This is a genomic window from Burkholderia cepacia (assembly GCF_029962485.1).
Classification (GTDB): Bacteria; Pseudomonadota; Gammaproteobacteria; order Burkholderiales; family Burkholderiaceae; genus Burkholderia.
Genome location: NZ_CP073637.1, coordinates 357,781 through 384,359, shown reverse-complemented (window position 1 = coordinate 384,359; position 26,579 = coordinate 357,781). Strand labels below are relative to the sequence as shown.

Here is a 26,579-nt window from a genome sequence, read left to right as displayed (position 1 = left end):
TGACAGTCCTTATACGCAGAACGCCGAATTATAGGGCCTGCATTGGAATGATGTCGTGACGCCGTTCCGGGCCCTGCGGTCAATGATTGTCAAATTGTCCGGGAAAGCACTGCTGCAGTGCAATAAGCGCCGTCCGATAGTCGGCTGCGCCCGTGACCGCACTGACCACCGCCACGCTGCCGACGCCCGTCGCCAGCACGGCCGGCAGCGCGTCGAGCCCGACCCCGCCGATCGCAACGAGCGGCGCCCGCGCGCCCGCGAAGCGCGCATAGCGGGCAATCCGCGCGAGGCCCTGCGGCGGCGCGGCAACGGCCTTCGTGGCGGTCGCGTAGACGGGGCCGAGCGCGAGGTAGCTCGGGCGCTCGTGCAACGCCCGCAACATCTCGTAATAACCATGGCTCGAAAGTCCGAGCCGCAGGCCCGCGCGCGCAATTGCGGCCAGATCGGCCGTCTCGAGGTCTTCCTGACCCAGATGAACGCCGTACGCACCCTCATCTGCTGCGATCTGCCAGTGATCGTTGATGAACACGCGCGCATCGGGATAGCGGCGCCCCGCCGCGACCGCGCGCGCGATTTCCCGGCGCAGCGCATCCGGCGTCGCGCCTTTCATGCGCAGTTGCACGGTCCGCGCGCCGCCATCGAGCACGCGTTCGACCCAGTCCGCATCCGGGACGACCGGATAGAGGCCGAGTTGCGCGGGGCACGGCGCGAACGCCGGCTCCGGCGCGGGCGGCAGCCCGGCGACCCTGGGGAACCGCGCGGCGTCGACCGGCCACGCATCGTCGGCGCGGGTCTCGTCGCCGTCGCGCCAGGCCAGCGCGAGCACCAGTGCATCAACCGGCGCGAAGCCGCAATCGAGGAATGCCGCAAGCGCCGCGATCCAGTCGTCCGCTAGCGGATGCGCGGCTTCGAGCGCGTAGCGCGCGCCCGCCGCATGTAGCACCGCACCCTGCTCGTCGAATTCGATCGCGACCGCGTCCGGCGAGGCCGGCCGCGATGCGGCCGACGCGCGCGCCTGCGCGGTGCGGTCGCCGGCCGACACGATCAGCACGTCGCCGTCAGCCGGCGCGTCGGGCACCGCCACGCAGAGCCGCCACGGCGCCGCGCCGTCCGGCCAGTCGCCCAGGCGGGCGCGAATCCGTTCGGCCGCTTCGGCCAGCTCGTCGGCCGGCGGCCAGAATGCATCAGCGAAGCGCGCGCTCATGCGCCGCCCCCGTCCTGGTGCCAGAACGGCATGCCGACGACCGGCGTGCTGGCGTGCGCGGTTTCGCGCGCGTCCATCGGCCCCGCCAGATACGCGGCACGCCCCGCTTCGACGCCCTGCGCAAAGGCGCGCGCCATGATCTCCGGGTGCGTGGCCTGCGACACGGCCGTGTTCAGCAGCACGCCGTCGAAGCCCCACTCCATCACCTGGCAAGCATGCGACGGCACGCCGAGCCCCGCGTCGACGATCAGCGGCACGTCGGGCAGCCGCTCGCGCAGCACGCGCAGGCCGTACGGGTTCACAACGCCCTTGCCCGTGCCGATCGGCGCACCCCACGGCATCAGCGCCTCGCAGCCGACATCGAGCAGGCGCCGGCCGATCACGAGATCCTCGGTGCAGTACGGCAGCACCTTGAAACCGTCCTTGACCAGTTGCGCGGCGGCCTCGATCAGCCCGACCGGATCGGGCTGCAGCGTGTAGTCGTCGCCGATCAGCTCGAGCTTGATCCAGTCGGTGCCGAACACCTCGCGCGCCATGTGCGCGGTCGTCACGGCCTCGGCGACGGTCTGGCAGCCGGCCGTGTTCGGCAGCAGCGGCACCGCGTGGCGCTTGAGCAGGTCGAAGAAGCCGGCTTCGGCCGTGCCGCCCGTCATCTGGCGGCGCAGCGCGACCGTCACCATACCGGGACGCGACGCGGCGATCGAATCGGACAGCGACTGCAGCGACGGATAGCGCGACGTGCCGAGCAGCACGCGGCTTGCGAAGGTTTCGCCGTACAGCGTCAGCGCGTCGGCGGATGTGAGGGACGTCATGTCGTTTTCCTGGAAGAGCGGGGGCGAACCGGCGGCGTCAGCCGCCCGCGACGGGGTGCACGACGTCGAGCTTGTCGCCCGTCGCGAGCGCGCGCGCCGCATGCTGCGTGCGCGCGACGAAATTGCCGTTCAGCGCAACCGCGTACGGCGGACGCGCGCCGTACGCGGCGAGCGCGTCGGCCACCGTCGCGCCGTCGGGCAGCGTCAGGGTCTGTTGGTTGATCTGGATATCCATGAGGCTCGGTCGGATTCGGTCGGCGGCGCGCGTCAGGCCGGCTGGCGCGCGTCGCTGCGGTGATGAAGGAGCGTCGGCCAGCGCGCGGCGTCGCGCCACGCGGCGAACGCGGCGGCGTCGCCGAACGCGCCGCCGAGCGCGGCTTGCGCGAACGCGACGGCCGCCTGCGCGACTTCCGGCGCGATCATGAAGCCGTGCCGGTACAGGCCGTTGACGGCGAGCGTCGACGCGCCGTCCCAGATCACCGCCGGGCGGTGATCGGGCAGCGTCGGCCGGCACTGCGCATTGAGTTCGAGGATGCGCGCCTCGCCGAACGCCGGGTGCACGGAGAACGCCGCGCTCAGCAGTTCTAGCGCGGAGCGCACGCTGACGGGCGACATGTCCTCGCCCTCCACTTCGGTCGCGCCGATCACATAGAGATCGTCCTGCTTCGGCGCGATGTACAGCGGATACCGCGGATGCAGCAGCCGCACGGGCCGGGTGAGCCCGATGCCCGGCGCATGCACGCGCGCGACTTCGCCACGGATGCCGCGCAGCGCGGGCAGCGCGGATTTCGCGCCGAGCCCGCGGCAATCGATCGTGAAATGCGCGGCGGGCAGGTTCGCATCGTCGATCGTGACGTGCCAGTGCAGGTCGACGCCGCGTTCGGCGAGGCCCGCAGCCAGCGCGCGCAGCGCCTGGCGATTGTCGAGCTGGCCTTCGTTCGGCAGCAGCAGGCCGCGCGCGAAGCGGCCCGCGAGCACCGGCTCGGCCGCATCGACCTGCGCGCCGGCGAGCGTCACGAAGCCGCCGTCGAACAGGTCGGCCGGCGCGTTCGCGCGCACACGCCGCTCGAACAGCGGCGCCTCCGCGCGGTCCGCATGGTGCCAGACGACGAGGGTGCCGTGATGCTGGAAGAAGACGGGTTCGGGCAATTCCGCGAGACACTGCGGCCAGCGTTCGAGCGACGCGGCGCCGAGCTCGGTGATCAGCAGCTCCGCGCTCGCCGCTTCCGCGAGCGGCGCGAGCATCGCGGCGGCGATCCACGCGGCCGACTGCTCGCCGTCCGGGCCGCCGCGCTCGTAGAGCGCGACGCGGTGCCCGTCGCCCGCGAGCCGCCATGCGATCAGGCGGCCGACGAGGCCGCCGCCGAGCACCGCGAAATCGGGCCGTGCATCCTGGACGTTCATCGCGCGCCCTCCACGCAAGCGTGCACGACGAACGTCGACGCGCGCGCGCCGCCCCGTGCGAACGCACGCGGCATCGGGCCGGGAATCAAGCAAAAGACTGAAGATTGTGCGGTCATCATTCCTTCCGTAACGCGCAATGCGCGTACCCAAAAGGACGAAACCGGCAGCAAAGGCCGGCCGGGCGGGACTCGGGCGCTGACCATGTGGGATGGCGGCCAGCGCGGCCCGGCGGGATCAGAAACTTCCCTCGCCGGTATTACCCGGATCGGGTGCAAAGGGTTTTTCTCAGCCTCGCTGCGCCACCTGGAACATCCGCCGGCCGCGCCACGAAGCACCCCTGTTTCGTCGTCGGCCATTAGACCATAAAAGCGGAAAGCGCCGCAAACTGTCCCCCATGGTGCAAATTCGCCGTCGGCCTGCGCCGCTCTGGCACAATGCCCGCAGGCCGGCCGCGGCAAGCGGCCGGTTGCCGCGTCACCGCCGGCCCTTAAGTGCCGTTTAAGACGCGCGGGCGACCATCCGTGCGCCCGCCGTCAGTCGGCGCCGCGCGCCGGCTACTCATCAGGAAGCACATGACCCAATCGATCGATCCCGTCCGCTCCGCCTCCGACGCGCCGCAGGACGAGCGCCCGGTATCCGCATGGAGCCTCATCAAGCCCTACTGGGTATCGTCCGAATGGAAATTCGCGTGGGGCCTGCTGGTCACGATCATCGCGATCAACCTCTGCGTGGTCTGGATCAACGTCCGGCTGAACAAGTGGAACGCCGAGTTCTACAACGCGCTGCAGTCGAAGGACGTCCACGACTTCCCGAACCTGCTGATGCAGTTTTCCGCGCTCGCGTTCGCCTTCATCATCCTCGCCGTGTACGGCCGCTACCTGCGGCAGATGCTCGGCTTCCGCTGGCGCCAGTGGCTCACCGACCGCTTCCTCGGCCAGTGGCTCGGCGATCGCGCGTTCTACCGGATCGAACGTGATCGTCTCGCCGACAACCCCGACCAGCGGATCACCGACGACCTCCAGTCGTTCGCGACCACGACGCTCGCGCTGTCGCTCGACCTGCTGTCGACGGTCGTCACGCTCGTGTCGTTCATCACGATCCTGTGGTCGCTCGCCGGCGCGCTGACGTTCACGCTCGGCGCGACGCCGATCTCGATTCCCGGCTACATGGTGTGGGCGGCCGCGCTGTACGCGGTGATCGGCTCGCTGATCATCCAGAAGGTCGGCCACCCGCTCGTGTCGATCAACTACCAGCAGCAGCGCGTCGAGGCCGATTTCCGCTTCGGGCTGATCCGCGTGCGCGAGAACGCCGAGCAGATCGCGTTCTACGACGGCGAGAAGACCGAGACCGGCAACGCGCAGACCCTCTTCATGCGCATCCGCGACAACTGGTGGCGCGTGATGAAGTACACGAAGCGGCTCACGTTCGTGCTGAGCTTCTACGGGCAGATCGCGATCATCTTCCCGCTCGTCGTCGCCGCGCCGCGCTATTTCGCGGGTGCGTTCTCGTTCGGCGTGCTGATGCAGATCTCGTCGGCGTTCGGCACCGTCAGCGATTCGTTCTCGTGGTTCATCAACAGCTACTCGACCCTTGTCGAATGGCGCGCCACCGTCAACCGTCTGCGCGAATTCAAGCGCGTGATGGGCACGTCGCACCTGAAGGAAAGCCTGTCGCCCGCGACCGAGCACGGCGGCATCAACCTGCATTACATCGACGATGCGAAGCTGTCGACGTCGTCGCTGAAGCTCGCGCTGCCGAACGGCAACGCGCTCGCGAACATCGGCAACGTCACGATCGAGCCGGGCTCGCGCTGGCTCGTGATCGGCAAGTCGGGTTCCGGCAAGAGCACGTTCATGCGTGCGCTCGCGGGCCTGTGGCCGTTCGGGGACGGCGCGATCGACGCGCCCGTCGGCGCGCGGATGATGTTCGTGCCGCAGACGAGCTATCTGCCGATCGGCACGCTGAAGGCCGCGCTCACCTATCCGGCGACACCCGACGCGTTCAGCGACGAAGCGTGCCGCGACGCGCTGCGCGCGTGCCGCCTCGAGGATTACGTCGACCGCCTCGACGAGACCGCGCACTGGACGCGCGTGCTGTCGCCGGGCGAGCAGCAGCGTCTTGCCGGCGCACGCGTGCTGCTGCACAAGCCCGACTTCCTGTTCCTCGACGAAGCCACCAGCGCGCTCGACGCCGATAACGAGGCACGCCTCTATCATCTGTTCGCCGAACGGCTGCCGAAGGCCGCGATCGTCAGCATCGCGCACCGCGAGTCGCTGGCCGCGTTCCACGTCGGCACGATCAACGTCGAACGCGTGAACGCCGGCGACAAGGTCGCCGCGTGAGTGCACGCGCCGCGCCCCTCGAACGCATCGCGCTGATCACCGGCGCAGGCTCGGGGATCGGCGCGGCGCTCGCACGGCGGCTCGCGGCGCCCGGCATCGCGCTGGCGCTGCATGCGCGCGGCGCGGACGATTCAGCGCGGGCACGCCTTGCCGAAGTCGCCCACGCGTGCACGACGGCCGGCGCCGAGTGCATCACGCTGACCGGCGATCTTGGCGAACCGGGTGTCGCCGCCGCGCTGGTCGAGAGCACCGCTACACGTTTCGGCGGGCTCGATCAGCTCGTCGCGAATGCCGGCTTCGCCGCGCGGCAATCCTTTTCCGATCTTTCCACGAACGCGCTCGCCGCCGCCTTCGCGGCGATGCCCGGCGCGTTCTCCGCGCTCGCAGGCCGCGCGCGGCCGCTGCTCGAAGCGTCGGCCACACCGCGAATCGTCGCGGTCAGTTCGTTCGTCGCACACCGCTACCGCGCCGATGCGCCGTTCGCGGCGACCGCCGCCGCGAAGGCCGCGCTCGAATCGCTCGTGCGCACCGCCGCCGCCGAATTCGCCGCGCACGGCATCACCGTGAACGCGGTCGCGCCGGGCTTCACGCGCAAGGACCACGGCCCGAGCGCCGGCAACGCCGGCGCGTGGGCGCAGGCCGAACAGGCGACGCCGCTCGGCCGGATCGCCGAACCCGACGACGTCGCCGCGCTGATCGCGTTCCTGCTGTCCGATGCGGCGCGGCAGATCACCGGCCAGGTCATTCACGTCGACGGCGGCCTGACGCTCTGAAGCGTCTTCCCCTCCCCCTGCCTGCCCGAACGAACCTGCGGCCGCCTTTTTGGCGCACGGGATCGCGACCGTAAAATGATCGCCACGCGGCAGCGCGAGAACGAGACAAGACGAGAGGGGGCGGCAAGCATGCAGGCATTCCAGTGGTTCAACGAACTGTCGACGCGCGAGCGCCGGACGCTGTACGCCGGCTTCGGCGGCTACGCGGTCGATGCGTTCGACTTCATGATCTATTCGTTCCTGATTCCGACGCTGATCGCCACGTGGGGCATGTCGAAGAGCGAGGCCGGGATGATCGCGACGAGTTCGCTGATCTCGTCGGCGATCGGCGGCTGGGTCGCCGGCATCCTCGCCGACCGCTACGGCCGCGTGCGCGTGCTGCAGTGGACGATCGCGACGTTCGCGCTGTTCACGTGCCTGTCCGGTTTCACACATTCGTTCTGGCAGTTGCTCGCCACGCGCACGCTGCAGGGCTTCGGTTTCGGCGGCGAATGGTCGGTCGTGACGATCATGATGGCCGAGACGATCCGCTCGCCCGAGCATCGCGCAAAGGCCGTCGGCACCGTGCAGAGCAGCTGGTCGTTCGGCTGGGGCGCGGCCGCGATCCTCTACTGGGCGTTCTTCGCGCTGCTGCCCGAGCAGGTCGCGTGGCGCGCGTGCTTCTGGATCGGCATCGCACCCGCGCTGTGGATCCTGTACATCCGCCGCAACGTCAGCGATCCCGACATCTACACGGCCACGCGCCGTGCGCGCGACGAAGGCCGCGTGTCGGGCCACTTCCTCGAGATCTTCTCGCCGCCGCACCTGCGCGCGACGCTGTTCGGCAGCGCGCTGTGCACCGGCATGCTCGGCGGCTACTACGCGATCACGACGTGGCTGCCCACCTACCTGAAAACCGTCCGCCACCTGTCGGTGTTCAACACGAGCGGCTATCTCGTCGTGCTGATCGTCGGCTCGTTCGTCGGCTACGTGGTCGGCGCGATCCTGTCCGACCGGCTCGGCCGCCGCGCGTCGTTCATCCTGTTCGCGATCGGCTCGTTCTCGCTCGGGATGGCGTACACGATGCTGCCGATCACCGATACCGCGATGCTGCTGCTCGGCTTCCCGCTCGGCATCGTCGTGCAGGGGATCTTCGCGGGCGTCGGCGCGTATCTGTCGGAACTGTATCCGGGCGCGATCCGCGGCTCGGGCCAGGGCTTCTGCTACAACCTCGGCCGCGGGCTCGGCTCGTTCTTCCCGATCCTCGTCGGCTCGCTGTCGCAGTCGATGTCGCTCGTGAAGGCGATCGGCCTCGTCGCGGGGGGCGGCTACCTGCTCGTGATCGTCGCCGCGCTCGTGCTGCCCGAAACGCGCGGCAAGTCGCTCGTCGACGATCCGGCCGTCGCGTCGTGAGCCACCGCTTCGTTCCGGAAACCGCATGCACGTGATCGTCCTCGGCGCCGGCGTGATCGGCGTCACCACCGCCTGGCACCTGCGCGAAGCAGGCTGCGAGGTCACCGTGATCGAACGCGAGGCCGATGTCGCGCTGGCGACGAGCCTCGGCAACGCGGGCGTGATCGCGCCCGGCTACGTGACGCCGTGGGCCGCGCCCGGGATGCCCGGCAAGATCCTCAAGTACCTGTTCAAGCCCGCGTCGCCGCTGATCTTCCGGCCGACGCTCGATGCCGCACAGTGGCGCTGGATCGCGCGCTGGCTCCGCGAATGCGAGTTCGAACGGTTCCGCGTGAACAAGCAGCGGATGCAGCGCATCGCGTATTACAGCCGCGCATGCCTGCATGCGTTTCGCGAGCGCCATCCGTTCGACTACGGCGCGAGCCGCGGCTACCTGCAACTGTTGCGCGGCGCGTTCGACGTCGAGATGGTCCAGCCCGCGCTGAAGGTGCTGCGCGATGCCGGCATCGCGTTTCGCGAACTCGACGCGGCGGGCTGCGCGGCAATCGAGCCGGGCCTGCGCTGGGCGCGGCAGGCACCCGTCGGCGGCATCTACCTGCCCGACGACGAAGCGGGCGACTGCGCACGCTTTACGCGTGAACTGCGGGCGCTAAGCGAAGCGAACGGCGTGACGTTCCGCTTTCGCACGCAAGTGCAGGCGCTCGACGTTGCGGCGGGCCAGGTGCGCGGCGTGTGGATCGCTGGTAACGGAGATGGCGATGGCGATGGCGATGGCGATGGCGATGGCGATGGCGATGGCGATACGCATGATCGGGCACGACCGAATCCGCACGCATCGAACGCCGGCGGCACGCACCGCGACACGCGGCTCGCCGCCGACGCGATCGTCGTCGCGCTCGGCGTCGACAGCGCCGACCTGCTACGGCCGCACGGCATCGACGTGCCGTTGTATCCGGTGAAGGGCTACTCGGCGACCCTCGCCGTCGTCGACGACGAAAAAGCACCGCACGCCGCGCTGATGGACGAATCCCTGAAGACGGCGATCACGCGATTCGGCCCGACGTTGCGCGTCGCGGGTACCGCGGAACTCGGTAACCGGCACGCAGCGCTGCGCCAGCAGGCGCTCGATACGCTGATGAAAGTGCTCGACGACTGGTTCCCGCACGCAGCCGATCGCGCATCGGCGCGCTTCTGGGTCGGCCGCCGGCCGATGACGCCCGACGGGCCGCCGCTGCTCGGCGCAAGCGGGATCGACGGGCTCTGGCTCAACGTCGGCCACGGCTCGACGGGCTGGGCGATGTCGATGGGGTCGGGGAAGGTGGTGGCGGATCTCGTCACGGGGCGAGAACCGGAGATCGACCTGTCGGGCCTGACGCTGACGCGCTACGGCCGGTAGGCTTGGCAGGCCCGGTAGGCCCGGTAGGCCCGGTAGGCCCGGTAGGCCCGGTAGGCGGGACGATATCGTCAACGCGATATGCCGACGCGATCTGCATGGCGCCAGGTAATCACAACGCGGCGCGCACGCCGTTCACTGCGCCGCCTGACCGTCCGCCCATGCGATCGGCGCGGAGACGATCGGCCGATGCGACACGCCTTCGTGCGACAGCCGGCTCTCGAACAGCGTCAGCGCTTCGACGCGCAGCACGACCGGCCGCCCCGGCGCGCCGCCGTGCGCGGGCTGGCCGACCGCGTCGTGCGGCAGTCGCGCGAGCGTCACGTGCGGCCGGAACGGCCGACGGTCGGCCGGCACGCCCAGATCGCGCAGCAGTGCCGACAACCCCGAATTCAGCGCGACGCAGGCGGGATCGGCCGCCAGCTCCGCAACGATCAGCCTCGCACGCGGCAGGCTCGGCCACCACGCGATCCGCTCGACCGGCAGCAACGGCAGCGCATGCGCTGCCGCGAGCGCGGGCAGGTGCGCAGCCAGCGCGTCGCACCGCTCGCGTTCGATCGCGCCGATGAACGCGAGCGTCATGTGCAGCTGCGCGGGCAGCGTGCGCCGCGCGCCACGGGTGACCGGCAACGCGTGCAGCGCGTCGCGCGACGCCGCATCGGGCATCAGCGCGACGAACGCACGGAGCCGGTCGCCGTTCATGACTCGCGCACCGCGCCGCGCGGCGCGCTGGCAGCGTCGGCCGACGCTGCCGGACGCTGCGGCAGCGGCCCGTGTTCGCCCCACACGTCGGCCGGCAGCACGCGCGCGAGCTCGGGGATCGTGTTGCGCGTGAACACCGGATCGGCGACACCGGCCGCGCGCTGGCGGCGATAGTCGGCCCACGCGGCGTGCGCATACTTGCCGAGCGCGAGGATCGCGATCAGGTTGATGATCGCCATCAGCCCCATGCTCGTATCGGCCATCGCCCACACGAGCGGCAGTTGCCCGACGCTGCCGAACATCACCATCGCGAGCACCGCGACGCGGAACAGCGGCAGCACGCCGCGCCGCTTCGTGATGAATTCGACGTTGCCTTCCGCATACGCGTAGTTGCCGATCACCGACGAGAACGCGAGGAAGAAGATCGCGACGGCCATGTAGATGCCGCCCCAATCGCCGACGTGGCTCGAGATCGCGCGCTGCGTGAGCGCCGCGCCTTCCATCCCGGTGCCGACCTCGTACTGGCCCGACAGCAGGATCACGAACGCGGTCGCGCTGCAGATCACGATCGTGTCGACGAACACGCCGAGCATCTGGATCAGCCCCTGCGTGACGGGGTGCCGCGTGCTCGCGGTCGCGGCCGCATTCGGCGCGCTACCCATCCCGGCTTCGTTCGAGAACAGCCCGCGCTTCACGCCGATCGCGATCGCCTGGCTAACGGCATAGCCGGTCAGGCCACCTGCCGCCTGCTCGAGGCCGAACGCGCTCTTCACGATCAGGGCAATCACGTCCGGCACCAGCGCGATGTGCGTCGCGACCGCGTAGACCGCGAGCGCGAGGTAGCCGATCGCCATCAGCGGCACGATCACCTGTGCGACCGTCGCGATGCGGCGGATCCCGCCGAAGATGATCGGGGCGGAAAGCAGCACGAGGCCGAGGCCGACCGTTTCGCGGCTCAAGCCGAACGACGTATGGAACGCGTCGGCGATCGCGTTGGCCTGCACCGCGTTGAACACGAAGCCGAACGCCAGGATCAGCGACAGCGAGAACAGCACGCCGAAGCCGCGCGAGCGCAGGCCCGTCTGGATGTAGTACGCGGGGCCGCCGCGGAAGCTGCCGTCCGGGTGCGACACCTTGAAGATCTGCGCGAGCGTCGCCTCGACGAACGCGGACGACATGCCGACCAGCGCCGTCATCCACATCCAGAAGATCGCGCCCGGCCCGCCGACCGTCAGCGCGACCGCGACGCCGGCGATATTGCCGGTGCCGACACGGCTCGCGAGCCCGGTCGCGAACGCCTGAAACGACGAGATGCTGCCCGGCTCGCCCTTGCTGCCGACCAGTTTCATGCTGAGGAACAGCGCCTTCAGCTGGATCATCCGGAACCGCAACGTGAACCATGCGCCGGCGCCGAGCAGCAGCGCAATCAGCACGTAGTTCCACAGCACGCCATTGACGGCTTCGATCAGCCCTTGCACGAATGCTTCCATCCAGAGTCCTTGTAAATAGGGTCAGTCACATGCAGCCACCGCAAATGCGGCCCGAGGGGCGACATGATATGACAGTTTTCAAGGATTATTACAAAACGAAAGAAATTGAGATAACGAGAAATCGCAGCTGGATGTCATCAGATTAGGCGACGCTTCACGAAAATGGCGGACACCCGCACGGTGACGACTGGCCTGGCGTGCCGTGCGAGACACATGCGGCCGGACACTCGAAGTGCCATCGGCGCACCGGTGCGCCGCCCATAAAAAAAAAACCGGGCGCCCTGTCGGACGCCCGGTTTTCGTCGAAACCTGCTTGCGCGCTTCAGCTCAGCGCGGCAGTTCCGTATGCCCCATCAGGTACGCATCGACCGAGCGCGCACACTGGCGGCCTTCGCGGATCGCCCACACCACGAGCGACTGGCCGCGACGCATGTCGCCTGCCGCGAACACCTTGTCGACCGACGTGTAGTACGAGCGATCGCCTTCGGTCGCCGCACGCGCGTTGCCGCGCGCGTCCTTCGCGACGCCGAACGCTTCAAGCACCGGCGCGGCCGGCTGCGTGAAGCCCATCGCGAGCAGGACAAGATCGGCCTTCAGTTCGAACTCGGAGCCCGGCACTTCCTGCATCTTGCCGTCCTTCCACTCGACGCGCGCGGCGATCAGCTTCTCGACCTTGCCGTTCTTGCCTTCGAGACGCTTCGTCGCGACCGCCCAGTCGCGCTCGCAACCTTCCTCGTGCGACGACGATGTGCGCAGCTTGATCGGCCAGTACGGCCACACGAGCGGCTTGTTTTCCTCTTCCGGCGGCTGCGGCAGCAGCTCGAACTGCGTGACCTGCTTCGCGCCGTGACGGTTCGACGTGCCGACGCAGTCCGAACCCGTGTCGCCGCCGCCGATCACGATCACGTGCTTGCCCTTCGCGAGCAGCTGGTCGACGAGCTTGTCGCCCGCGTTCACGCGGTTCTGCTGCGGCAGGAAGTCCATCGCGTAATGCACGCCCGCGAGCTCACGGCCCGGCACCGGCAGGTCGCGCGGCGTTTCCGAACCGCCGGCGATCACGACCGCGTCGAATTCTTCCTTCAGCGTGTCCGGCGAGATGGTTTCCTTCGCGAGGCTGCCGATCGACTCGGGCAGCGGATCCTTGCCGATGAACACGCTGGTGCGGAACGTCACGCCTTCCGCTTCCATCTGGCGCATGCGGCGGTCGATCAGCCACTTCTCGAGCTTGAAGTCGGGAATCCCGTAACGCAGCAGGCCGCCGACACGGTCGTTCTTCTCGAACACCGTCACGTCGTGACCCGCGCGCGCGAGCTGCTGCGCGGCGGCGAGGCCCGCGGGGCCCGAGCCGACGACGGCGACCTTCTTGCCCGTCTTGTGCTCGGCCGGCAGCGGCTTCACCCAGCCTTCCGCCCAGGCCTTGTCGATGATCGCGTGCTCGATCGACTTGATGCCGACCGGGTCTTCGTTGATCCCGAGCGTGCACGCCGCTTCACACGGCGCCGGGCAGATGCGGCCCGTGAATTCCGGGAAGTTGTTGGTCGAATGCAGGACTTCGATCGCCTGCTGCCAGTCCTGGCGGTAAACGAGATCGTTGAAGTCCGGAATGATGTTGTTGACCGGGCAGCCGTTGTTGCAGAACGGGATGCCGCAATCCATGCAGCGCGCGCCCTGGACCTTCGCGTCCGCGTCGGTCAGTGCCGCGACGAATTCCTTGTAGTGCTTCACGCGCGTGAGCGGTGCTTCGTACGCCTCGTGGCGGCGTTCGAACTCCAGAAAACCGGTTGCCTTGCCCATAAGGTGCTCTTCTGTTCGGTGTATCGGGTGGGGGAGCCGCGCGCGGCAGTCATGCGCGCGCGGCATTCGCTATGTCGTTCGTCGCTCAGGCGGCCAGCTCTTCCTTCGCCGCCTTCTTCGCACCGATCTCGCCGAGCGCGCGCTTGTATTCGTGCGGGAACACCTTCACGAACTGGCGGCGCGCCGCGTCCCAGTTTTCCAGCAGCGACTTCGCGCGCGGCGAACCCGTGAACTGGAAATGACGCTCGACGAGCCCCTTGAGCAGCGCTTCGTCCGTCGTGCCTGCGTGCCAGAGTGCGCGGTCGACCGTGCGCTCCTGCTCGGCCTGCTGCAGCACCGGCTCGAGCGCGACCATCGACTTGTTGCACTTCGCCGCGAACGTGCCTTCCGGATCGTAGATGTACGCGAGGCCGCCCGACATGCCGGCCGCGAAGTTGCGCCCCGTCTCGCCGAGCACGACGACCGTGCCGCCCGTCATGTATTCGCAGCCGTGGTCGCCCGTGCCCTCGACGACCGCCGTCGCGCCCGAGTTGCGCACGCAGAAGCGCTCGCCCGCGACGCCGCGGAAGAACGATTCGCCTTCGATCGCGCCGTACATCACCGTGTTGCCGCAGATGATGTTTTCCTCGGACTTGCCGCGGAAGTCGTTGGTCGGACGGATGATGATCCGGCCGCCCGACAGGCCCTTGCCGACGTAGTCGTTGCCGTCGCCGACGAGGTCGAGCGTCACGCCCTTCGCGAGGAACGCGCCGAAGCTCTGGCCGGCCGTGCCCTTCAGCTGGATGTGCACCGCGTCGTCGGCCAGGCCGTCGTGGCCGTGCTTCTTCGCGATCACGCCCGACAGCATCGCGCCGACCGTACGGTTGACGTTGCGCACCGGCTGGATGAACGACACATGCTCGCCGTTCTCGATCGCGGCCTTCGCCTTCTCGATCAGCACGTGGTCGAGCGCGCGCTCGAGGCCGTGATCCTGCACGTCGACGTGACGCGGCGCGACGTCCTCGCACTCTTCCGGCTGGTAGAACACGCGCGAGAAGTCGAGGCCCTTCGCCTTCCAGTGCTCGACGCCCTTGCGCGTATCGAGCAGGTCGGCGCGGCCGATCAGGTCGTCGAACTTCGCGATGCCGAGCTGCGCCATGATCTCGCGCACTTCCTCGGCGACGAAGAAGAAGTAGTTCACGACGTGCTCGGGCTGGCCCTTGAACTTCGCACGCAGCACCGGATCCTGCGTCGCGACGCCGACCGGGCACGTGTTCAGGTGGCACTTGCGCATCATGATGCAGCCTTCGACGACGAGCGGCGCCGTCGCGAAGCCGAATTCGTCCGCACCGAGCAGCGCGCCGATCACGACGTCGCGGCCCGTCTTCATCTGGCCGTCGGCCTGCACGCGGATCCGGCCGCGCAGGCGGTTCAGCACCAGCGTCTGCTGCGTTTCGGCGAGGCCGAGTTCCCACGGCGTGCCGGCGTGCTTGACCGACGACAGCGGCGATGCGCCCGTGCCGCCGTCATGGCCGGCGATCACGACGTGATCGGCCTTCGCCTTCGCGACACCGGCCGCAACCGTGCCGACGCCCACTTCCGACACCAGCTTCACGGAGATGCTCGAGCTCGGGTTCACGTTCTTCAGGTCGTGGATCAGCTGCGCCAGATCCTCGATCGAGTAGATGTCGTGGTGCGGCGGCGGCGAGATCAGGCCGACGCCCGGCACCGAGTAACGCAGCTTGCCGATGTATTCGGACACCTTGTGGCCCGGCAGCTGGCCGCCTTCGCCCGGCTTCGCGCCCTGCGCCATCTTGATCTGGATCTGGTCGGCCGATGCGAGGTACTCGGCGGTGACGCCGAAGCGGCCCGACGCGACCTGCTTGATCTTCGAGCGCAGCGAATCGCCGTCCTTCAGCGCGATGTCGCTGACGATTTCGTCGCCGATCACCGACTTCAGCGTCTCGCCGGCCTTGATCGGAATGCCGCGCAGTTCGTTGCGGTAGCGCTTCTGGTCCTCGCCGCCTTCGCCGGTGTTCGACTTGCCTCCGATGCGGTTCATCGCGATCGCGAGCGTCGCGTGCGCTTCGGTGCTGATCGAACCGAGCGACATCGCGCCCGTCGCGAAGCGCTTGACGATGTCCTTCGCCGATTCGACGTCGTCGATCGGGATCGCCTTGGTCGGCTCGACCTTGAACTCGAACAGGCCGCGGAACGTCATGTGACGCTTGGTCTGGTCGTTGATCAGGTGCGCGTATTCCTTGTACGTCTGGTACGAGTTGCTGCGCGTCGCGTGCTGCAGCTTCGCGATCGAATCCGGCGTCCACATGTGGTCTTCGCCGCGCACGCGGTAAGCGTACTCGCCGCCCGCGTCGAGCATGTCGCGCAGCACCGGGTTGTCGCCGAACGCGTCGCGGTGCAGGCGGATCGCCTCTTCCGCGACTTCGAACAGGCCGATGCCGCCGACCTTCGATGCCGTGCCCTTGAAGTACTTCTCGACGAGGTCGCTCGACAGGCCGAGCGCTTCGAAGATCTGCGCGCCCGTGTACGACATGTACGTCGAGATGCCCATCTTCGACATCACCTTCTGCAGGCCCTTGCCGACCGCCTTCGTGAAGTTGTAGACGGCCTTCTCCGGCGACAGGTCGCCCGGCAGGCCTTCGGCCATCTTCGCGAGCGTTTCCATCGCGAGGTACGGGTGCACGGCTTCCGCGCCGTAGCCCGCGAGCAGCGCGAAGTGGTGCGTCTCACGCGCGGAGCCCGTCTCGACGACGAGGCCCGTGCTCGTGCGCAGCCCTTGCTGGACGAGGTGCGTGTGGATCGCCGACGTGGCGAGCAGCGCGGGAATCGCGACGTGCTCGGCGTCCGTCTTGCGGTCCGACACGATCAGCATGTTGTAGCCCGACTTCACCGCGTCGACGGCTTCCGCGCACAGCGACGCGAGGCGCGCCTCGATGCCTTCCTTGCCCCAGGCGACCGGGTAGCAGATGTTCAGTTCGTATGCGCTGAACTTGCCGCCGGTGTACTGGTCGATCGCGCGGATCTTCGCGATGTCCTTGAAGTCGAGCACCGGCTGCGACACTTCGAGACGCATCGGCGGGTTGATGTTGTTCGTATCGAGCAGGTTCGGCTTCGGGCCGATGAACGACACGAGCGACATGACCATGTTTTCACGGATCGGGTCGATCGGCGGGTTCGTGACCTGCGCGAACAGCTGCTTGAAGTAGTGATAGAGCGTCTTGTTCTTGTTCGACATCACCGCGAGCGGCGAGTCGTTGCCCATCGAACCGACGGCTTCCTCACCCTGCTGCGCCATCGGCGCCATCAGGAACTTCAGGTCTTCCTGCGTATAGCCGAACGCCTGCTGGCGGTCGAGCAGCGCGGCGCCCTGCGTACGGCCTGCCGCGACATCCTCGGCCTTCGGCTCGATTTCGTCGAGCTTGATGCGCACGGCGTCGATCCAGCTCTTGTACGGCTTCGCGTTCGCGAGGTTGTCCTTCAGTTCCTTGTCGTCGATGATGCGGCCGTGTTCCATGTCGATCAGGAACATCTTGCCCGGCTGCAGGCGCCACTTCTTGACGATCTTCGATTCGGGGATCGGCAGCGTGCCGGCTTCCGACGCCATGATGACGAGGTCGTCGTCGGTGACGATGTAGCGCGCCGGACGCAGGCCGTTACGGTCGAGCGTCGCGCCGATCTGGCGGCCGTCGGTGAACGCGATCGCGGCCGGACCGTCCCACGGCTCCATCATCGCGGCGTGGTATTCGTAGAACGCGCGGCGGTTCTCGTCCATCAGCGTGTGCTGTTCCCACGCTTCCGGGATCATCATCATCACCGCGTGCACGAGCGGGTAGCCGGCCATCACCAGCAGCTCGAGACAGTTGTCGAACGAGGCGGTATCGGACTGGCCCGGGTAGATCAGCGGCCACAGCTTCGGCAGATCGTCGGCGAGCACGTGCGACGCGATCGCGCCGGTACGCGCGTTCAGCCAGTTCACGTTGCCCTTCACGGTGTTGATCTCGCCGTTGTGCGCGATCATCCGGTACGGGTGGGCGAGTTCCCACGCCGGGAACGTGTTGGTCGAGAAGCGCTGGTGCACGAGCGCGAGCGCCGACACGACGCGCGGGTCCTGCAGGTCGCGGTAGTACACGCCGACCTGGCCGGCCAGCAGCAGCCCCTTGTAGACGATCGTGCGCGCCGACATCGACGGCACGAAGTATTCCTTGCCGTGCTTGAGCTTCAGCGCCTGGATGCGGTGGCTCGCCGTCTTGCGGATCACGTACAGCTTCCGCTCGAGCGCGTCCGTCACCATGATGTCCTTGCCGCGACCGATGAAGATCTGGCGGATCAGCGGCTCGCTCGCCTTCACGGTCGGCGAAATCGGCATCGCATGATCGACCGGCACGTCGCGCCAGCCGAGCACGACCTGCCCCTCGGCCTTCACCGTACGCTCGAGCTCCTGCTCGCACGCGAGTCGCGATGCGTTCTCCTTCGGCAGGAAGATCATGCCGACCCCATATTCGCCGGCCGGCGGCAGGTTCACGCCCTGCTTCGCCATTTCCTCGCGATAGAACGCGTCCGGAATCTGGATCAGGATGCCCGCGCCGTCGCCCATCAGCGGATCGGCGCCAACCGCGCCGCGGTGATCGAGGTTCTCGAGAATCTTCAGACCCTGCTGAATGATCTCGTGGCTCTTCTTGCCCTTGATGTGAGCGACGAAGCCGACGCCGCAGGCGTCGTGTTCGTTTTGCGGGTCGTACAGACCTTGTGCGGCGGGCACCGCGGCGAGCGGCTGCTGGTGGTCGTTCATGGGGACACCGTCGTAAAGGGGGCCTGGAGGCCGTTGAACCGTTTTCTTGTTGCCGTCGATCCCGCTCCCGACGGGAGACGGCGCGGCCGACAGTGGCCGGGCATGCTTCGCCCGGGCCACCGGAATTCGGAATATACGCGACGAATCAAGGGAATAGCAACAAAAACCATATGATCGAACCCCAATTAAATAGATGCATCGATCTGGTGCCGTTTTATTGGGGCCGTATCGTTTTGGTGCAAAAAGAAGCGGCGCCCGCAGCGCCGCTCCTGACCCGCCTTTCCGGCATTACTGCTGGATCGGCGGTGTGCTCTCACGCACCTTTCTGGGGCGTCCGCGCGGCAGCGGCGACACGCGCCGGTTCGCGGTACGCGCCGCCCACTCGCGGTAATGTTCGCCGCCGAGCACCCAGCCCTTCAGCGTCGCCTGCTGCAACTGGTCGGCCTGCCGCTCGTCGAGCGGCTGCTCGCACAGCTCCTTGTACGCGCGCTGGCGGTCGAACGGCGTATTGCCGAGCGCCCAGTAGAGCGGATGGTCGGTGATCAGGCTGTCGACGGTGAGCCCGACGTGATGCCGGTAGCTCGACCAGCGATACGCCTCGGGCGTCGCGACGAGCTGCGAACGCACGGGGCTCATCTCGACCACGCGGCTCGCGAGCAGGAAATAGCGCTCGCCTTCGATCACGGTCGCGCGGTAGCGGCCTTCCCACAGGGTGCCGCGCCGCGAGTAGCGCCGGTTGAAATGCGCGACGTAGCGGCGGCCGACAGCCTGCATCGCTTTCGGCAGGCTCGCTTCGTCGCTCGGCGTCACGAGCAGTTGCACCTGGCGCGGCAGCAGCACGTAGGCATGCACCGACAGGTGATGATCGCGGGCGGCGGCCTTCAGGCAATCGATGAAGAGTTCGTAGTCCTGGTCGTCGACGAACGCGGGTTGCTGATCCAGGCCGCGCAGTATCACGTGCTGCGGCTGGTCGGGAACGTAGAGTCGTGCTAACCGTGCCATGCTGAATGTCCGTTTGAACGCGTTAGGAAATACCCGGAGGTCCGAAAATGCGCACCTGCGTAGAATGCCTGTCCTCGCGGGGCGCGTAAGCGTACGGTCGTGCGAATCCTAGGGAGAAAACTCTAACTTACGAGCTTGTTTGGTTTTAAACGCAGTCGTCATAATGAGCACGCCTTTGATCGGAGGAGACACAATGAAACGAAAACTGGCCATTACGGGGGCCGCAGCGCTCGCATTCACGTTTGCGGGCGGTACGGCACATGCACAATCCGCAGGTGATTTCTACGTCAGCACCGGCTGGCTGCACCTTGCACCGCAGGACAGCAGCGACCCGCTGTTCGTCTACGGCGTAGGCGGCACGCCCATCAACCAGTCGGTTCCCAACACCGGTGCCGGCATCAGCGACGCCGACACGCTCGCGCTGGCGACCGGTTACTTCGTGACCGACCACATCGCCACCGAGTTCATCGCCGGCATCCCGCCGAAGTTCGACATCACCGGCAAGGGCCAGTTCTCGAATTTCGGTACGCTCGGCCGCGCGTACCAGTGGAGCCCCGCGCTCCTCCTCAAGTACTACTTCAACGACGCCAACGCGAAGTTCCGTCCGTATGTCGGCGTCGGCGCAACGTATATCTGGTTTACCGGCGCGAAGATCACGAACAGCGCGTTCGAGAACGGCGTGCTCGGCGGCCCGACCAGTGCGCAGACCAGCAACCAGTGGGCGCCCGTGTTCAACGCCGGCTTCACGTACAACTTCACGAAGCACTGGTTCGCCGGCTTCTCGATGTCGTACATCCCGGTCAGCGTGACCGCGACCTTCACCACGGCCCGCCGGACGCCGGTCGGGACGCTGACGGAAACGTCGAAGGCCCATATCTCGCTGAACCCGATCGTGACGTACCTCAACGTCGGCTACCGCTTCTAAGCGTAGTCGAATATTTGGGGAATGGTTAATCCTGCTGCAATTTGTAGCGGATTTTTCCAGACGTAACGTCTCCACGATGCAAAACGCCCCGGCGGAAATCCCGCCGGGGCGTTGTTTTTTCGCATCAGGGACATTCCCGAAGGGGCCCCTCCGGGCGTTGCCGTGACCGCTAGACGACGGCGATGTCGTCCAGCGCATCGGGGGCGATCAGGTCGATCCGGTCCGTACAGACCGCATCGACGCCCCAGCGTGCGAGTTCGCGCGCACGTTCGAGATCGTTCACCGTGTAAACCAGGATGCGCAACCCTGCCGCCTTGATCGCGCGCACGAGCGGTTCGTCGAGCCGTTTGTGGTCAGCATGCAACGATACGCAGCCGAGCGCGCCGACGACCTGCGCATGCCAGTCGTCCGGCACGGCTTCGTAGAGCATCCCGCGCGGCAGCGCCGGCACGGTCGCGCGCGCCTGCTGCAGCGCTTCGAACGAGAACGACGACAGGAGCGGCGGCACCGCGGCATCGCGCCAGTACGCGGCCGCGTCGGCCGCCACGCGCTGCCCGGTCTCGCGCTCGCGCCCCGGGCACGGCTTGATCTCGACATTCGCGGCCAGCCCGTGCGCGATGCAGCGCGCCGCCGCCGCCTCGAGCGTCGGCATCCGCTCGCCCGCGAACCGCGCGTCGAGCCACGCGCCCGCGTCGAGCGCGGCCAGCGCCGCATAACGCATGCCGGCCGCCGCCCCCTGGCCGTCCGACGTCCGGTCGACGGTGTCGTCGTGCAGCAGGAACGTCACGTCGTCGGCCGACAGCTTCGCGTCGAACTCGACCATCCGGTGCCCGCGGCGCGCGCCCTCGTCCAGCGCGGCGAGCGTGTTCTCCGGCGCGAGCGTGCCGCCACCGCGATGGGCGACGACGCGCGGATAGGGCCAGTCGGTGCGAAGGGTCATCGTCGGTCTCTCGGCAAGTGCGGCAGGTTCAACCGGCACGCTTGCCGGTCTCGGGATCGAAGAAATGCAGCCGGTGCGCGGGCAGCGCTGCCGCGAGCGCCGTGCCGCGCGCGGGACGGTCCGCGTGCGGCAGGCGCACCGCGACGTCGTGATTGCCCCAGCGGCCGTGTGCGAGATTGTCCGCGCCGAGCAGCTCGCACGAGTCGACCGGCAGCGTCGCCTGCGCGACGCCCGGCTGCGGCGTCATGTGTTCCGGACGCACGCCGAGCACCCAGTCGCGCCCCGTGACGATCTCCGCGCCGATGCCCGGTGCGCCGGCAACCGGCAGCGCGGGGCCACCGCCCGCGACCGTGAAGGTCGCGCCGTCTTCCGACAGCCGGCCGTGCATCAGGTTCATCGCCGGCGAGCCGATGAAGCCCGCGACGAACACCGTCGCCGGCTTTTCGTACACGTCGACCGGCGCGCCGATCTGCTCCGCGTAGCCGCGGTTCATCACGATCACGCGTTGCGCGAGCGTCATCGCCTCGATCTGGTCGTGCGTCACGTAGACGCTCGTCGTCGCCAGCCGCGCATGCAGCCGCTGGATCTCGAGCCGCATCTGCACGCGCAGCTTCGCGTCGAGGTTCGACAACGGTTCGTCGAACAGGAACACCGCCGGCTCGCGCACGATCGCACGCCCCATCGCGACGCGCTGCCGCTGGCCGCCCGACAGCTCGCGCGGCCGCCGCGCAAGCAGCGGCTCCAGCTCGAGGATCTTCGCGGCCGCGGCCACTCGCGAATCGATCGTCGCACGCTCGATCCCGCGGATCTTCAGCCCGTAGCCCATGTTCTGCGCGACCGTCATGTGCGGATACAGCGCATAGTTCTGGAACACCATCGCGATGTCGCGATCCTTCGGCTCCAGCGTGTTGACGACACGCTCGCCGATCGCGATCTCGCCGTCCGACACGGACTCCAGCCCCGCGATCATCCGCAGCAACGTCGACTTGCCGCAGCCCGACGGGCCGACGAGCACGATGAATTCGCCGTCCGCGATCTCCACGTCGATGCCATGCAGCACGTGCTGCTTGCCGTCGTAGGATTTCCTGACGCCCTTCAAGCTCAGCGCAGCCATACCTGGTCCTTCTCCCGGTTACCGTCCATGTTTCATTTCTCGGAATCGACGAGGCCGCGCACGAACCAGCGCTGCATCGCCAGCACGACGACGAGCGGCGGGATCATCGCCAGCAGCGTCGCCGCCATCACGTATTGCCATTCGGTCGCGGCGTCGCCGCTCGCGATCATCGTCTTGATGCCCACCACCGCCGTCGACAGCGACGCTTCCGTCGTGATCAGGATCGGCCACAGATACTGGTTCCAGCCGTAGATGAACGTGATCACGAACAGCGCCGCGATACTCGTCTTCGACAGCGGCAGCACGACGTCCCAGAAGAAGCGCAGCGCCCCGGCGCCGTCGATGCGCGCGGCATCCATCAGCTCGTCGGGCAGCGTCATGAAGAACTGACGGAACAGGAACGTCGCGGTCGCCGACGCGATCAGCGGCATCGTGAGCCCGGCGTACGCGTTCGTCAGGTGCAGTGTCGACACGACCTGCACGGTCGGAAAGATCCGCACTTCCACCGGCAGCATCAGCGTGATGAAGATCAGCCAGAACGCCGTGTTGCGGAACGGAAAGCGAAAGTAGACGATCGCGTACGCGGACAGGATCGACACCGCGATCTTGCCGACCGCGATGCCGAGCGCCATCGCGAAGCTGTTCACGAGCAGCCGGCCGAACGGCGCCGTCGTGCCGCCGCTGCCGTGCCCCCAGATGTACGCGATGTTCTCGAACAGGTGCGTGCTCGGCACGAGCGACAGCGGCACCGTGAACACCTCCTGCGCATTCATCGTCGCCGCGCAGAACGCGACGTAGACGGGGAACACGATCAGCACGACGCCCGCGATCAGCACCGCGTGGCAGAACAGGTCGAAGCCCTTGCGATTTTCGATCATGCGTATTGCACCCTGCGTTCGACGAAGCGGAACTGGATCACCGTGAGCCCGACGACGATGATCATCAGCACGACCGACTGCGCGCCCGAGCTGCCGATGTCGAGCCCCTGGAAGCCTTCCGCGAAGATCTTGTAGATCAGCGTCTTCGTGCTTTGCGCCGGGCCGCCGCCGGTGGCCGCGTCGATCACCGGGAACGTGTCGAAGAACGCGTAGACGAGATTCACGACCAGCAGGAAGAAACTCGTCGGCGACAGCAGCGGCAGCACAATGTTGAAGAAACGCCGCACCGGCCCGGCGCCGTCGATCGCCGCCGCCTCGATCAACGAGCGCGGGATCGCCTGCAGGCCCGCGTAGAAGAACAGGAAGTTGTAGCTCACCTGCTTCCACACCGATGCCAGCACGACGAGGAACATCGCCTGCCCGCCGTTCAGCGCGTGGTTCCACACGATGCCGCCCTTCGCCAGCGCATAGGTAATCAGGCCGATGCTCGGGTTGAACAGGAACGCCCACAGCACGGCCGCGATCGTCGGAGCGACCGCGTACGGCCAGATCAGCAGCGTGCGGTACGCGCGCGCGCCGCGGGTCACGCGATCGGCGCACGCGGCCAGCAGCAGCGACACGACGAGGCCGCTCACCGTGACGAGCCCGCTGAACACGAGCGTCGTGCGAAACGAATCGAGATACAGCGGATCGGCGAACAGGTGCGTGAAGTTCGCGAAGCCGACGAATTCGCTCGATGTACCGAACGCGTCCTGCATCTGCGTCGACTGCCACAGCGCAACGCCGGCCGGCCACAGGAAGAACACGGCGGTGATCGCGAGCTGCGGCGCGATCAGCAGGTACGGCACCAGGCTCGTACCGAAACGGGAACGGGATTGCATCGCGGATATCCGGTCAGGCGAAACGGAAAGGAAGCCGCGCCGCCGGCCGGCACGCGCTCGCGCGCGATACCGCCGGCGGCACGAAGCGATGCGTGCTCAGCCGCCCGACTTCTCGAAGCGACGCAGCAGTTCGTCGCCACGTGACGCGGCCGAATCGAGCGCGTCCTTCGGCGACTTCTTCTGCGCCCAGACCTGTTCGAACTCCTCGTCGACGACCGTGCGGATCTGCGGCATGTTGCCCAGGCGCAGCCCCTTCGTGTACGGCAGCGGCGGCTTGTTCAGCATCTGCTTGATCGCGGTTTCGGCGCTCGGGTTCTTCGCGTAGAAGCCCTGTTCGCGCGTCAGGTCGTACGCCGCCTTGGTGACCGGCAGGTAGCCCGTGTCCTGGTGCCACTTCGCGGCGACGGCCGGCGAAGCGAGGTACGCGAGGAATTTCGCGACGCCCTTGTAGGTCGCCGGATCCTTGCCGGCCAGCACCCACAGGCTCGCGCCGCCGATGATCGCGTTCTGCGGTGCGCCCTTCACGTTCGCGTCGTACGGCATCATGCCGGTGCCGTAGCTGAACTTCGCGAACTTCTGCACGTTCGCGAGCGCGCCCGACGATGTCGTCATGATCCCGCAGTCGCCGCTGTAGAACTTCGCCGACGCCTCATCCTTGCGCCCCGCGTACGTGAACGTGCCGTCCTTCGCCATCTGCTGCAGGAACGAGACGTGCGCGATCTGCTGCGGCTTGTTGAATTCGAGGACGGCGTCGGTGCCGTCGAAGCCGTTGTTGCGGCTCGCGAACGGCAGCCCGTGCCACGCGCTGTAGTTCTCGAGCTGGATCCAGCCCTGCCAGCCGGTCGTGAAGCCGCATGCCATCCCCGACTTGCGCAGTTTCTCGGCATCGGCCTTCACGTCGGCCCACGTCTTCGGCGGCTGGTTCGGGTCGAGCCCGGCCTTCTTGAACGCGTCCTTGTTGTAGTACAGCACCGGCGTCGAGCTGTTGAACGGCATCGACACGAGATGGCCCGTCTTCGCATCGCTGTAGTAGCTCGCGATGGTCGGCACGAACCCCTTTTCGTCGAGCGGCACGCCGGCCTGCTTGAACACGTCGGAGACCGGCACGACGGCCTTCTTCGCCTGCATCATCGTGGCCGTGCCGACTTCGTAGACCTGGAGGATCGCCGGCGCGTTGCCGCTGCGATACGCGGCGATGCCGGCCGCGAGCGCCTGGTCGTAGGTGCCCTTGAACACCGGCACGATCTTGTAGTCGCTTTGCGACGCGTTGAACTGGTCGGCGATCGCATTGACCCGCTCGCCGAGCGCGGCCTCCATCGCATGCCAGAACTGAATTTCCGTCGCGGCGAGCGCCACGTGCTGCACCCCGAACATCAGCGCGCCGCCGAGCGCGATCGAACGAACCAGTGTCCCCGCAGGCTTCTTCTTCATCGACCTCTCTCCTATGAAAACGTTACCAACAGCGTGTGCAACATTCCCGCCGCCATTGAACCGGCGAAGTCTAGTGATCGTTTGTGACAGTCAGTTGTCGCTGATGACGAACAGGCGCTGATATTCCTTCAGCGCGAAGCGGTCGGTCATGCCGGCGATGTAGTGCGCGACGAGGCGCGGCTGATGGGCCGCGTCGTCGGACTGGTACGGCGGCGGCAGCAGGCGCGGATCGTCGATGAATGCGTCGAACAGCCCCGTGACGACGCGCTGCGCCTTGCTCGCCATGCGCATCACCTTGTAGTGGCGATACAGGTTCTTGAAGAGGAAGCGCTTGAGCGCGGCAGCCTGCGCGGCGACCGTCACGCTGTGCGACACGAGCGGCGGCGCGGCGCGCACGTCGTCGAGCGACGCAGGCGCGACGCGCACGAGGTTGCGCGTCGTCTCGTCGATCAGGTCGACGATCAGCGTGTTGATGATGCGGCGCACCGTCTCGTGCACGAGACGACGGCCCTCGAGGTGCGGGAATTCGGCGAGTGCCGCTTCATAGTGGCGCTGCCACAGCTCGACTTCGGCAAGCTGCTCGATCGTGATCAGGCCGGAACGCAGGCCGTCGTCGACGTCGTGGTTGTTGTACGCGATTTCGTCCGCGATGTTGGCGAGCTGCGCTTCGAGCGACGGCTGCCGGCCGTGCAGGAAACGCTCGCCTAGCGCGCCGAGCTTGCGCGCATTGTCGCGCGAGCAATGTTTCAGGATGCCTTCGCGCGTCTCGAAGCACAGGTTCAGCCCGTTGAACGCGCCATAGTGCTCCTCGAGCTCGTCGACGACCGCCAGGCTCTGCAGGTTGTGCTCGAAGCCGCCGTGGTCACGCATGCACGCATTCAGCGCGTCCTGTCCGGCATGGCCAAACGGTGTGTGGCCGAGATCGTGCGCGAGCGAGATCGCTTCGACGAGATCCTCGTTCAGGCGCAGGTTGCGCGCGACCGAGCGGGCGATCTGCGCGACTTCGAGGCTGTGCGTGAGGCGCGTACGGAACAGGTCGCCTTCGTGATTGACGAAGACCTGCGTCTTGTATTCGAGCCGGCGAAACGCGGTCGAGTGGACGATGCGGTCGCGGTCGCGCTGGAATTCGGTGCGCGCCGCCGGCGGGGTTTCCGGATGGCGGCGGCCGCGCGACTGCGACGCGTGTGCGGCATACGGAGCGAGATGGGCTTCCAGCGCCGCCAGCGTCGGCGGCTCGGCCACCGGCGCGGCGGATGCGCGGCTGGCTTCGGGCAGTGTGCTGCTGGATGTCTCGCTCACGTCTCCTCCATGTC

20 protein-coding genes and 1 riboswitch are annotated in these 26,579 nt (G+C 67.5%); of the genes, 5 read left to right on the top strand and 15 right to left on the bottom strand.

Annotated elements, in window-relative coordinates:
* Window positions 1–79: 79 nt before the first annotated feature.
* Genes thiE through KEC55_RS01725 form a run of 4 tightly spaced genes read right to left on the bottom strand, consistent with a single transcriptional unit; the run spans window position 80 to window position 3,420 of the window.
* Entirely contained in the window at window positions 80–1,204 is a 1,125-nt protein-coding gene (gene thiE / locus KEC55_RS01740) for a thiamine phosphate synthase (RefSeq protein ID WP_282506473.1), read from the bottom strand.
* Window positions 1,201–2,016 carry a thiazole synthase gene (locus tag KEC55_RS01735; RefSeq protein ID WP_034183640.1) on the bottom strand — a complete coding sequence of 272 codons (816 nt, stop codon included), beginning with the start codon at window positions 2,014–2,016 and terminating at the stop codon, window positions 1,201–1,203. Before KEC55_RS01735 ends, thiE begins: the two co-directional genes overlap by 4 nt.
* 37 nt (window positions 2,017–2,053) lie before the next feature.
* Window positions 2,054–2,251, bottom strand: coding sequence for a sulfur carrier protein ThiS (gene thiS, locus KEC55_RS01730; protein WP_014898319.1), 198 nt, complete (start codon window positions 2,249–2,251; stop codon window positions 2,054–2,056).
* A 32-nt stretch (window positions 2,252–2,283) separates the two neighbouring features.
* Window positions 2,284–3,420: an FAD-dependent oxidoreductase gene (locus tag KEC55_RS01725; RefSeq protein WP_282506470.1), complete on the bottom strand. Its 1,137-nt coding sequence runs from the start codon at window positions 3,418–3,420 to the stop codon at window positions 2,284–2,286.
* A gap of 225 nt (window positions 3,421–3,645) precedes the next feature.
* A riboswitch (TPP riboswitch) is annotated at window positions 3,646–3,769 on the bottom strand.
* Between the two features lie 223 nt (window positions 3,770–3,992).
* Here KEC55_RS01725 and KEC55_RS01720 point away from each other — a divergent pair.
* The 4 genes from KEC55_RS01720 to KEC55_RS01705 all read left to right on the top strand — a co-directional run bounded on the left by KEC55_RS01720 (window position 3,993) and on the right by KEC55_RS01705 (window position 9,323).
* On the top strand, window positions 3,993–5,762 hold the full coding sequence (locus KEC55_RS01720; protein WP_282506468.1) for an ABC transporter ATP-binding protein/permease: 1,770 nt from the start codon (window positions 3,993–3,995) through the stop codon (window positions 5,760–5,762).
* A complete protein-coding gene (locus tag KEC55_RS01715; RefSeq protein WP_282506466.1) occupies window positions 5,759–6,535 on the top strand; it encodes an SDR family NAD(P)-dependent oxidoreductase in 777 nt (258 codons plus the stop codon). The genes KEC55_RS01720 and KEC55_RS01715 overlap by 4 nt, the downstream gene beginning before the upstream one ends.
* Before the next feature lie 129 nt (window positions 6,536–6,664).
* A complete protein-coding gene (locus KEC55_RS01710) occupies window positions 6,665–7,927 on the top strand; it encodes an MFS transporter (protein ID WP_176051095.1) in 1,263 nt (420 codons plus the stop codon).
* A 25-nt stretch (window positions 7,928–7,952) separates the two neighbouring features.
* Window positions 7,953–9,323, top strand: coding sequence for a D-amino acid dehydrogenase (locus tag KEC55_RS01705; RefSeq protein WP_282506465.1), 1,371 nt, complete (start codon window positions 7,953–7,955; stop codon window positions 9,321–9,323).
* 132 nt (window positions 9,324–9,455) lie between these two features.
* Here the strand turns inward: KEC55_RS01705 and thpR are convergent, their stop codons facing one another.
* The 5 genes from thpR to KEC55_RS01680 all read right to left on the bottom strand — a co-directional run bounded on the left by thpR (window position 9,456) and on the right by KEC55_RS01680 (window position 19,097).
* A complete protein-coding gene (gene thpR / locus KEC55_RS01700; RefSeq protein WP_282506464.1) occupies window positions 9,456–10,022 on the bottom strand; it encodes an RNA 2',3'-cyclic phosphodiesterase in 567 nt (188 codons plus the stop codon).
* Complete coding sequence (locus KEC55_RS01695; RefSeq protein ID WP_282506463.1) at window positions 10,019–11,512, bottom strand: alanine/glycine:cation symporter family protein; 1,494 nt, start codon at window positions 11,510–11,512, stop codon at window positions 10,019–10,021. Before KEC55_RS01695 ends, thpR begins: the two co-directional genes overlap by 4 nt.
* Before the next feature lie 327 nt (window positions 11,513–11,839).
* Window positions 11,840–13,306, bottom strand: a complete 1,467-nt coding sequence (locus KEC55_RS01690) for a glutamate synthase subunit beta (RefSeq protein WP_282506462.1) — start codon at window positions 13,304–13,306, stop codon at window positions 11,840–11,842.
* Between the two features lie 85 nt (window positions 13,307–13,391).
* Window positions 13,392–18,095 (bottom strand): glutamate synthase-related protein, encoded by a 4,704-nt coding sequence (locus tag KEC55_RS01685; RefSeq protein WP_282506460.1) that lies wholly within the window; start codon window positions 18,093–18,095, stop codon window positions 13,392–13,394.
* Window positions 18,096–18,383: 288 nt separating this feature from the next.
* The gene (locus KEC55_RS01680) at window positions 18,384–19,097 is read right to left on the bottom strand and encodes a transposase (RefSeq protein ID WP_282506459.1); all 714 of its coding nucleotides are present in this window, start codon (window positions 19,095–19,097) and stop codon (window positions 18,384–18,386) included.
* 193 nt (window positions 19,098–19,290) lie between these two features.
* Between KEC55_RS01680 and KEC55_RS01675 the strand changes: the two genes are divergently transcribed.
* Window positions 19,291–20,022: an OmpW/AlkL family protein gene (locus KEC55_RS01675; protein WP_282506457.1), complete on the top strand. Its 732-nt coding sequence runs from the start codon at window positions 19,291–19,293 to the stop codon at window positions 20,020–20,022.
* A gap of 169 nt (window positions 20,023–20,191) precedes the next feature.
* Here KEC55_RS01675 and ugpQ read toward each other — a convergent pair whose 3' ends face one another.
* The 6 genes from ugpQ to KEC55_RS01645 all read right to left on the bottom strand — a co-directional run bounded on the left by ugpQ (window position 20,192) and on the right by KEC55_RS01645 (window position 26,565).
* On the bottom strand, window positions 20,192–20,962 hold the full coding sequence (ugpQ, locus tag KEC55_RS01670; protein ID WP_282506456.1) for a glycerophosphodiester phosphodiesterase: 771 nt from the start codon (window positions 20,960–20,962) through the stop codon (window positions 20,192–20,194).
* 28 nt (window positions 20,963–20,990) lie between these two features.
* Complete coding sequence (locus tag KEC55_RS01665) at window positions 20,991–22,076, bottom strand: sn-glycerol-3-phosphate import ATP-binding protein UgpC (RefSeq protein ID WP_282506455.1); 1,086 nt, start codon at window positions 22,074–22,076, stop codon at window positions 20,991–20,993.
* 32 nt (window positions 22,077–22,108) lie between these two features.
* Window positions 22,109–22,954 carry a sn-glycerol-3-phosphate ABC transporter permease UgpE gene (ugpE, locus tag KEC55_RS01660; protein ID WP_282506454.1) on the bottom strand — a complete coding sequence of 282 codons (846 nt, stop codon included), beginning with the start codon at window positions 22,952–22,954 and terminating at the stop codon, window positions 22,109–22,111.
* Window positions 22,951–23,835 carry a sn-glycerol-3-phosphate ABC transporter permease UgpA gene (gene ugpA, locus KEC55_RS01655; protein ID WP_282506453.1) on the bottom strand — a complete coding sequence of 295 codons (885 nt, stop codon included), beginning with the start codon at window positions 23,833–23,835 and terminating at the stop codon, window positions 22,951–22,953. Before ugpA ends, ugpE begins: the two co-directional genes overlap by 4 nt.
* A 96-nt stretch (window positions 23,836–23,931) precedes the next feature.
* Window positions 23,932–25,266, bottom strand: coding sequence for a sn-glycerol-3-phosphate ABC transporter substrate-binding protein UgpB (ugpB, locus tag KEC55_RS01650; protein WP_282506451.1), 1,335 nt, complete (start codon window positions 25,264–25,266; stop codon window positions 23,932–23,934).
* 90 nt (window positions 25,267–25,356) lie between these two features.
* Window positions 25,357–26,565 carry a deoxyguanosinetriphosphate triphosphohydrolase gene (locus tag KEC55_RS01645; RefSeq protein WP_432625962.1) on the bottom strand — a complete coding sequence of 403 codons (1,209 nt, stop codon included), beginning with the start codon at window positions 26,563–26,565 and terminating at the stop codon, window positions 25,357–25,359.
* Window positions 26,566–26,579 lie beyond the last annotated feature (14 nt).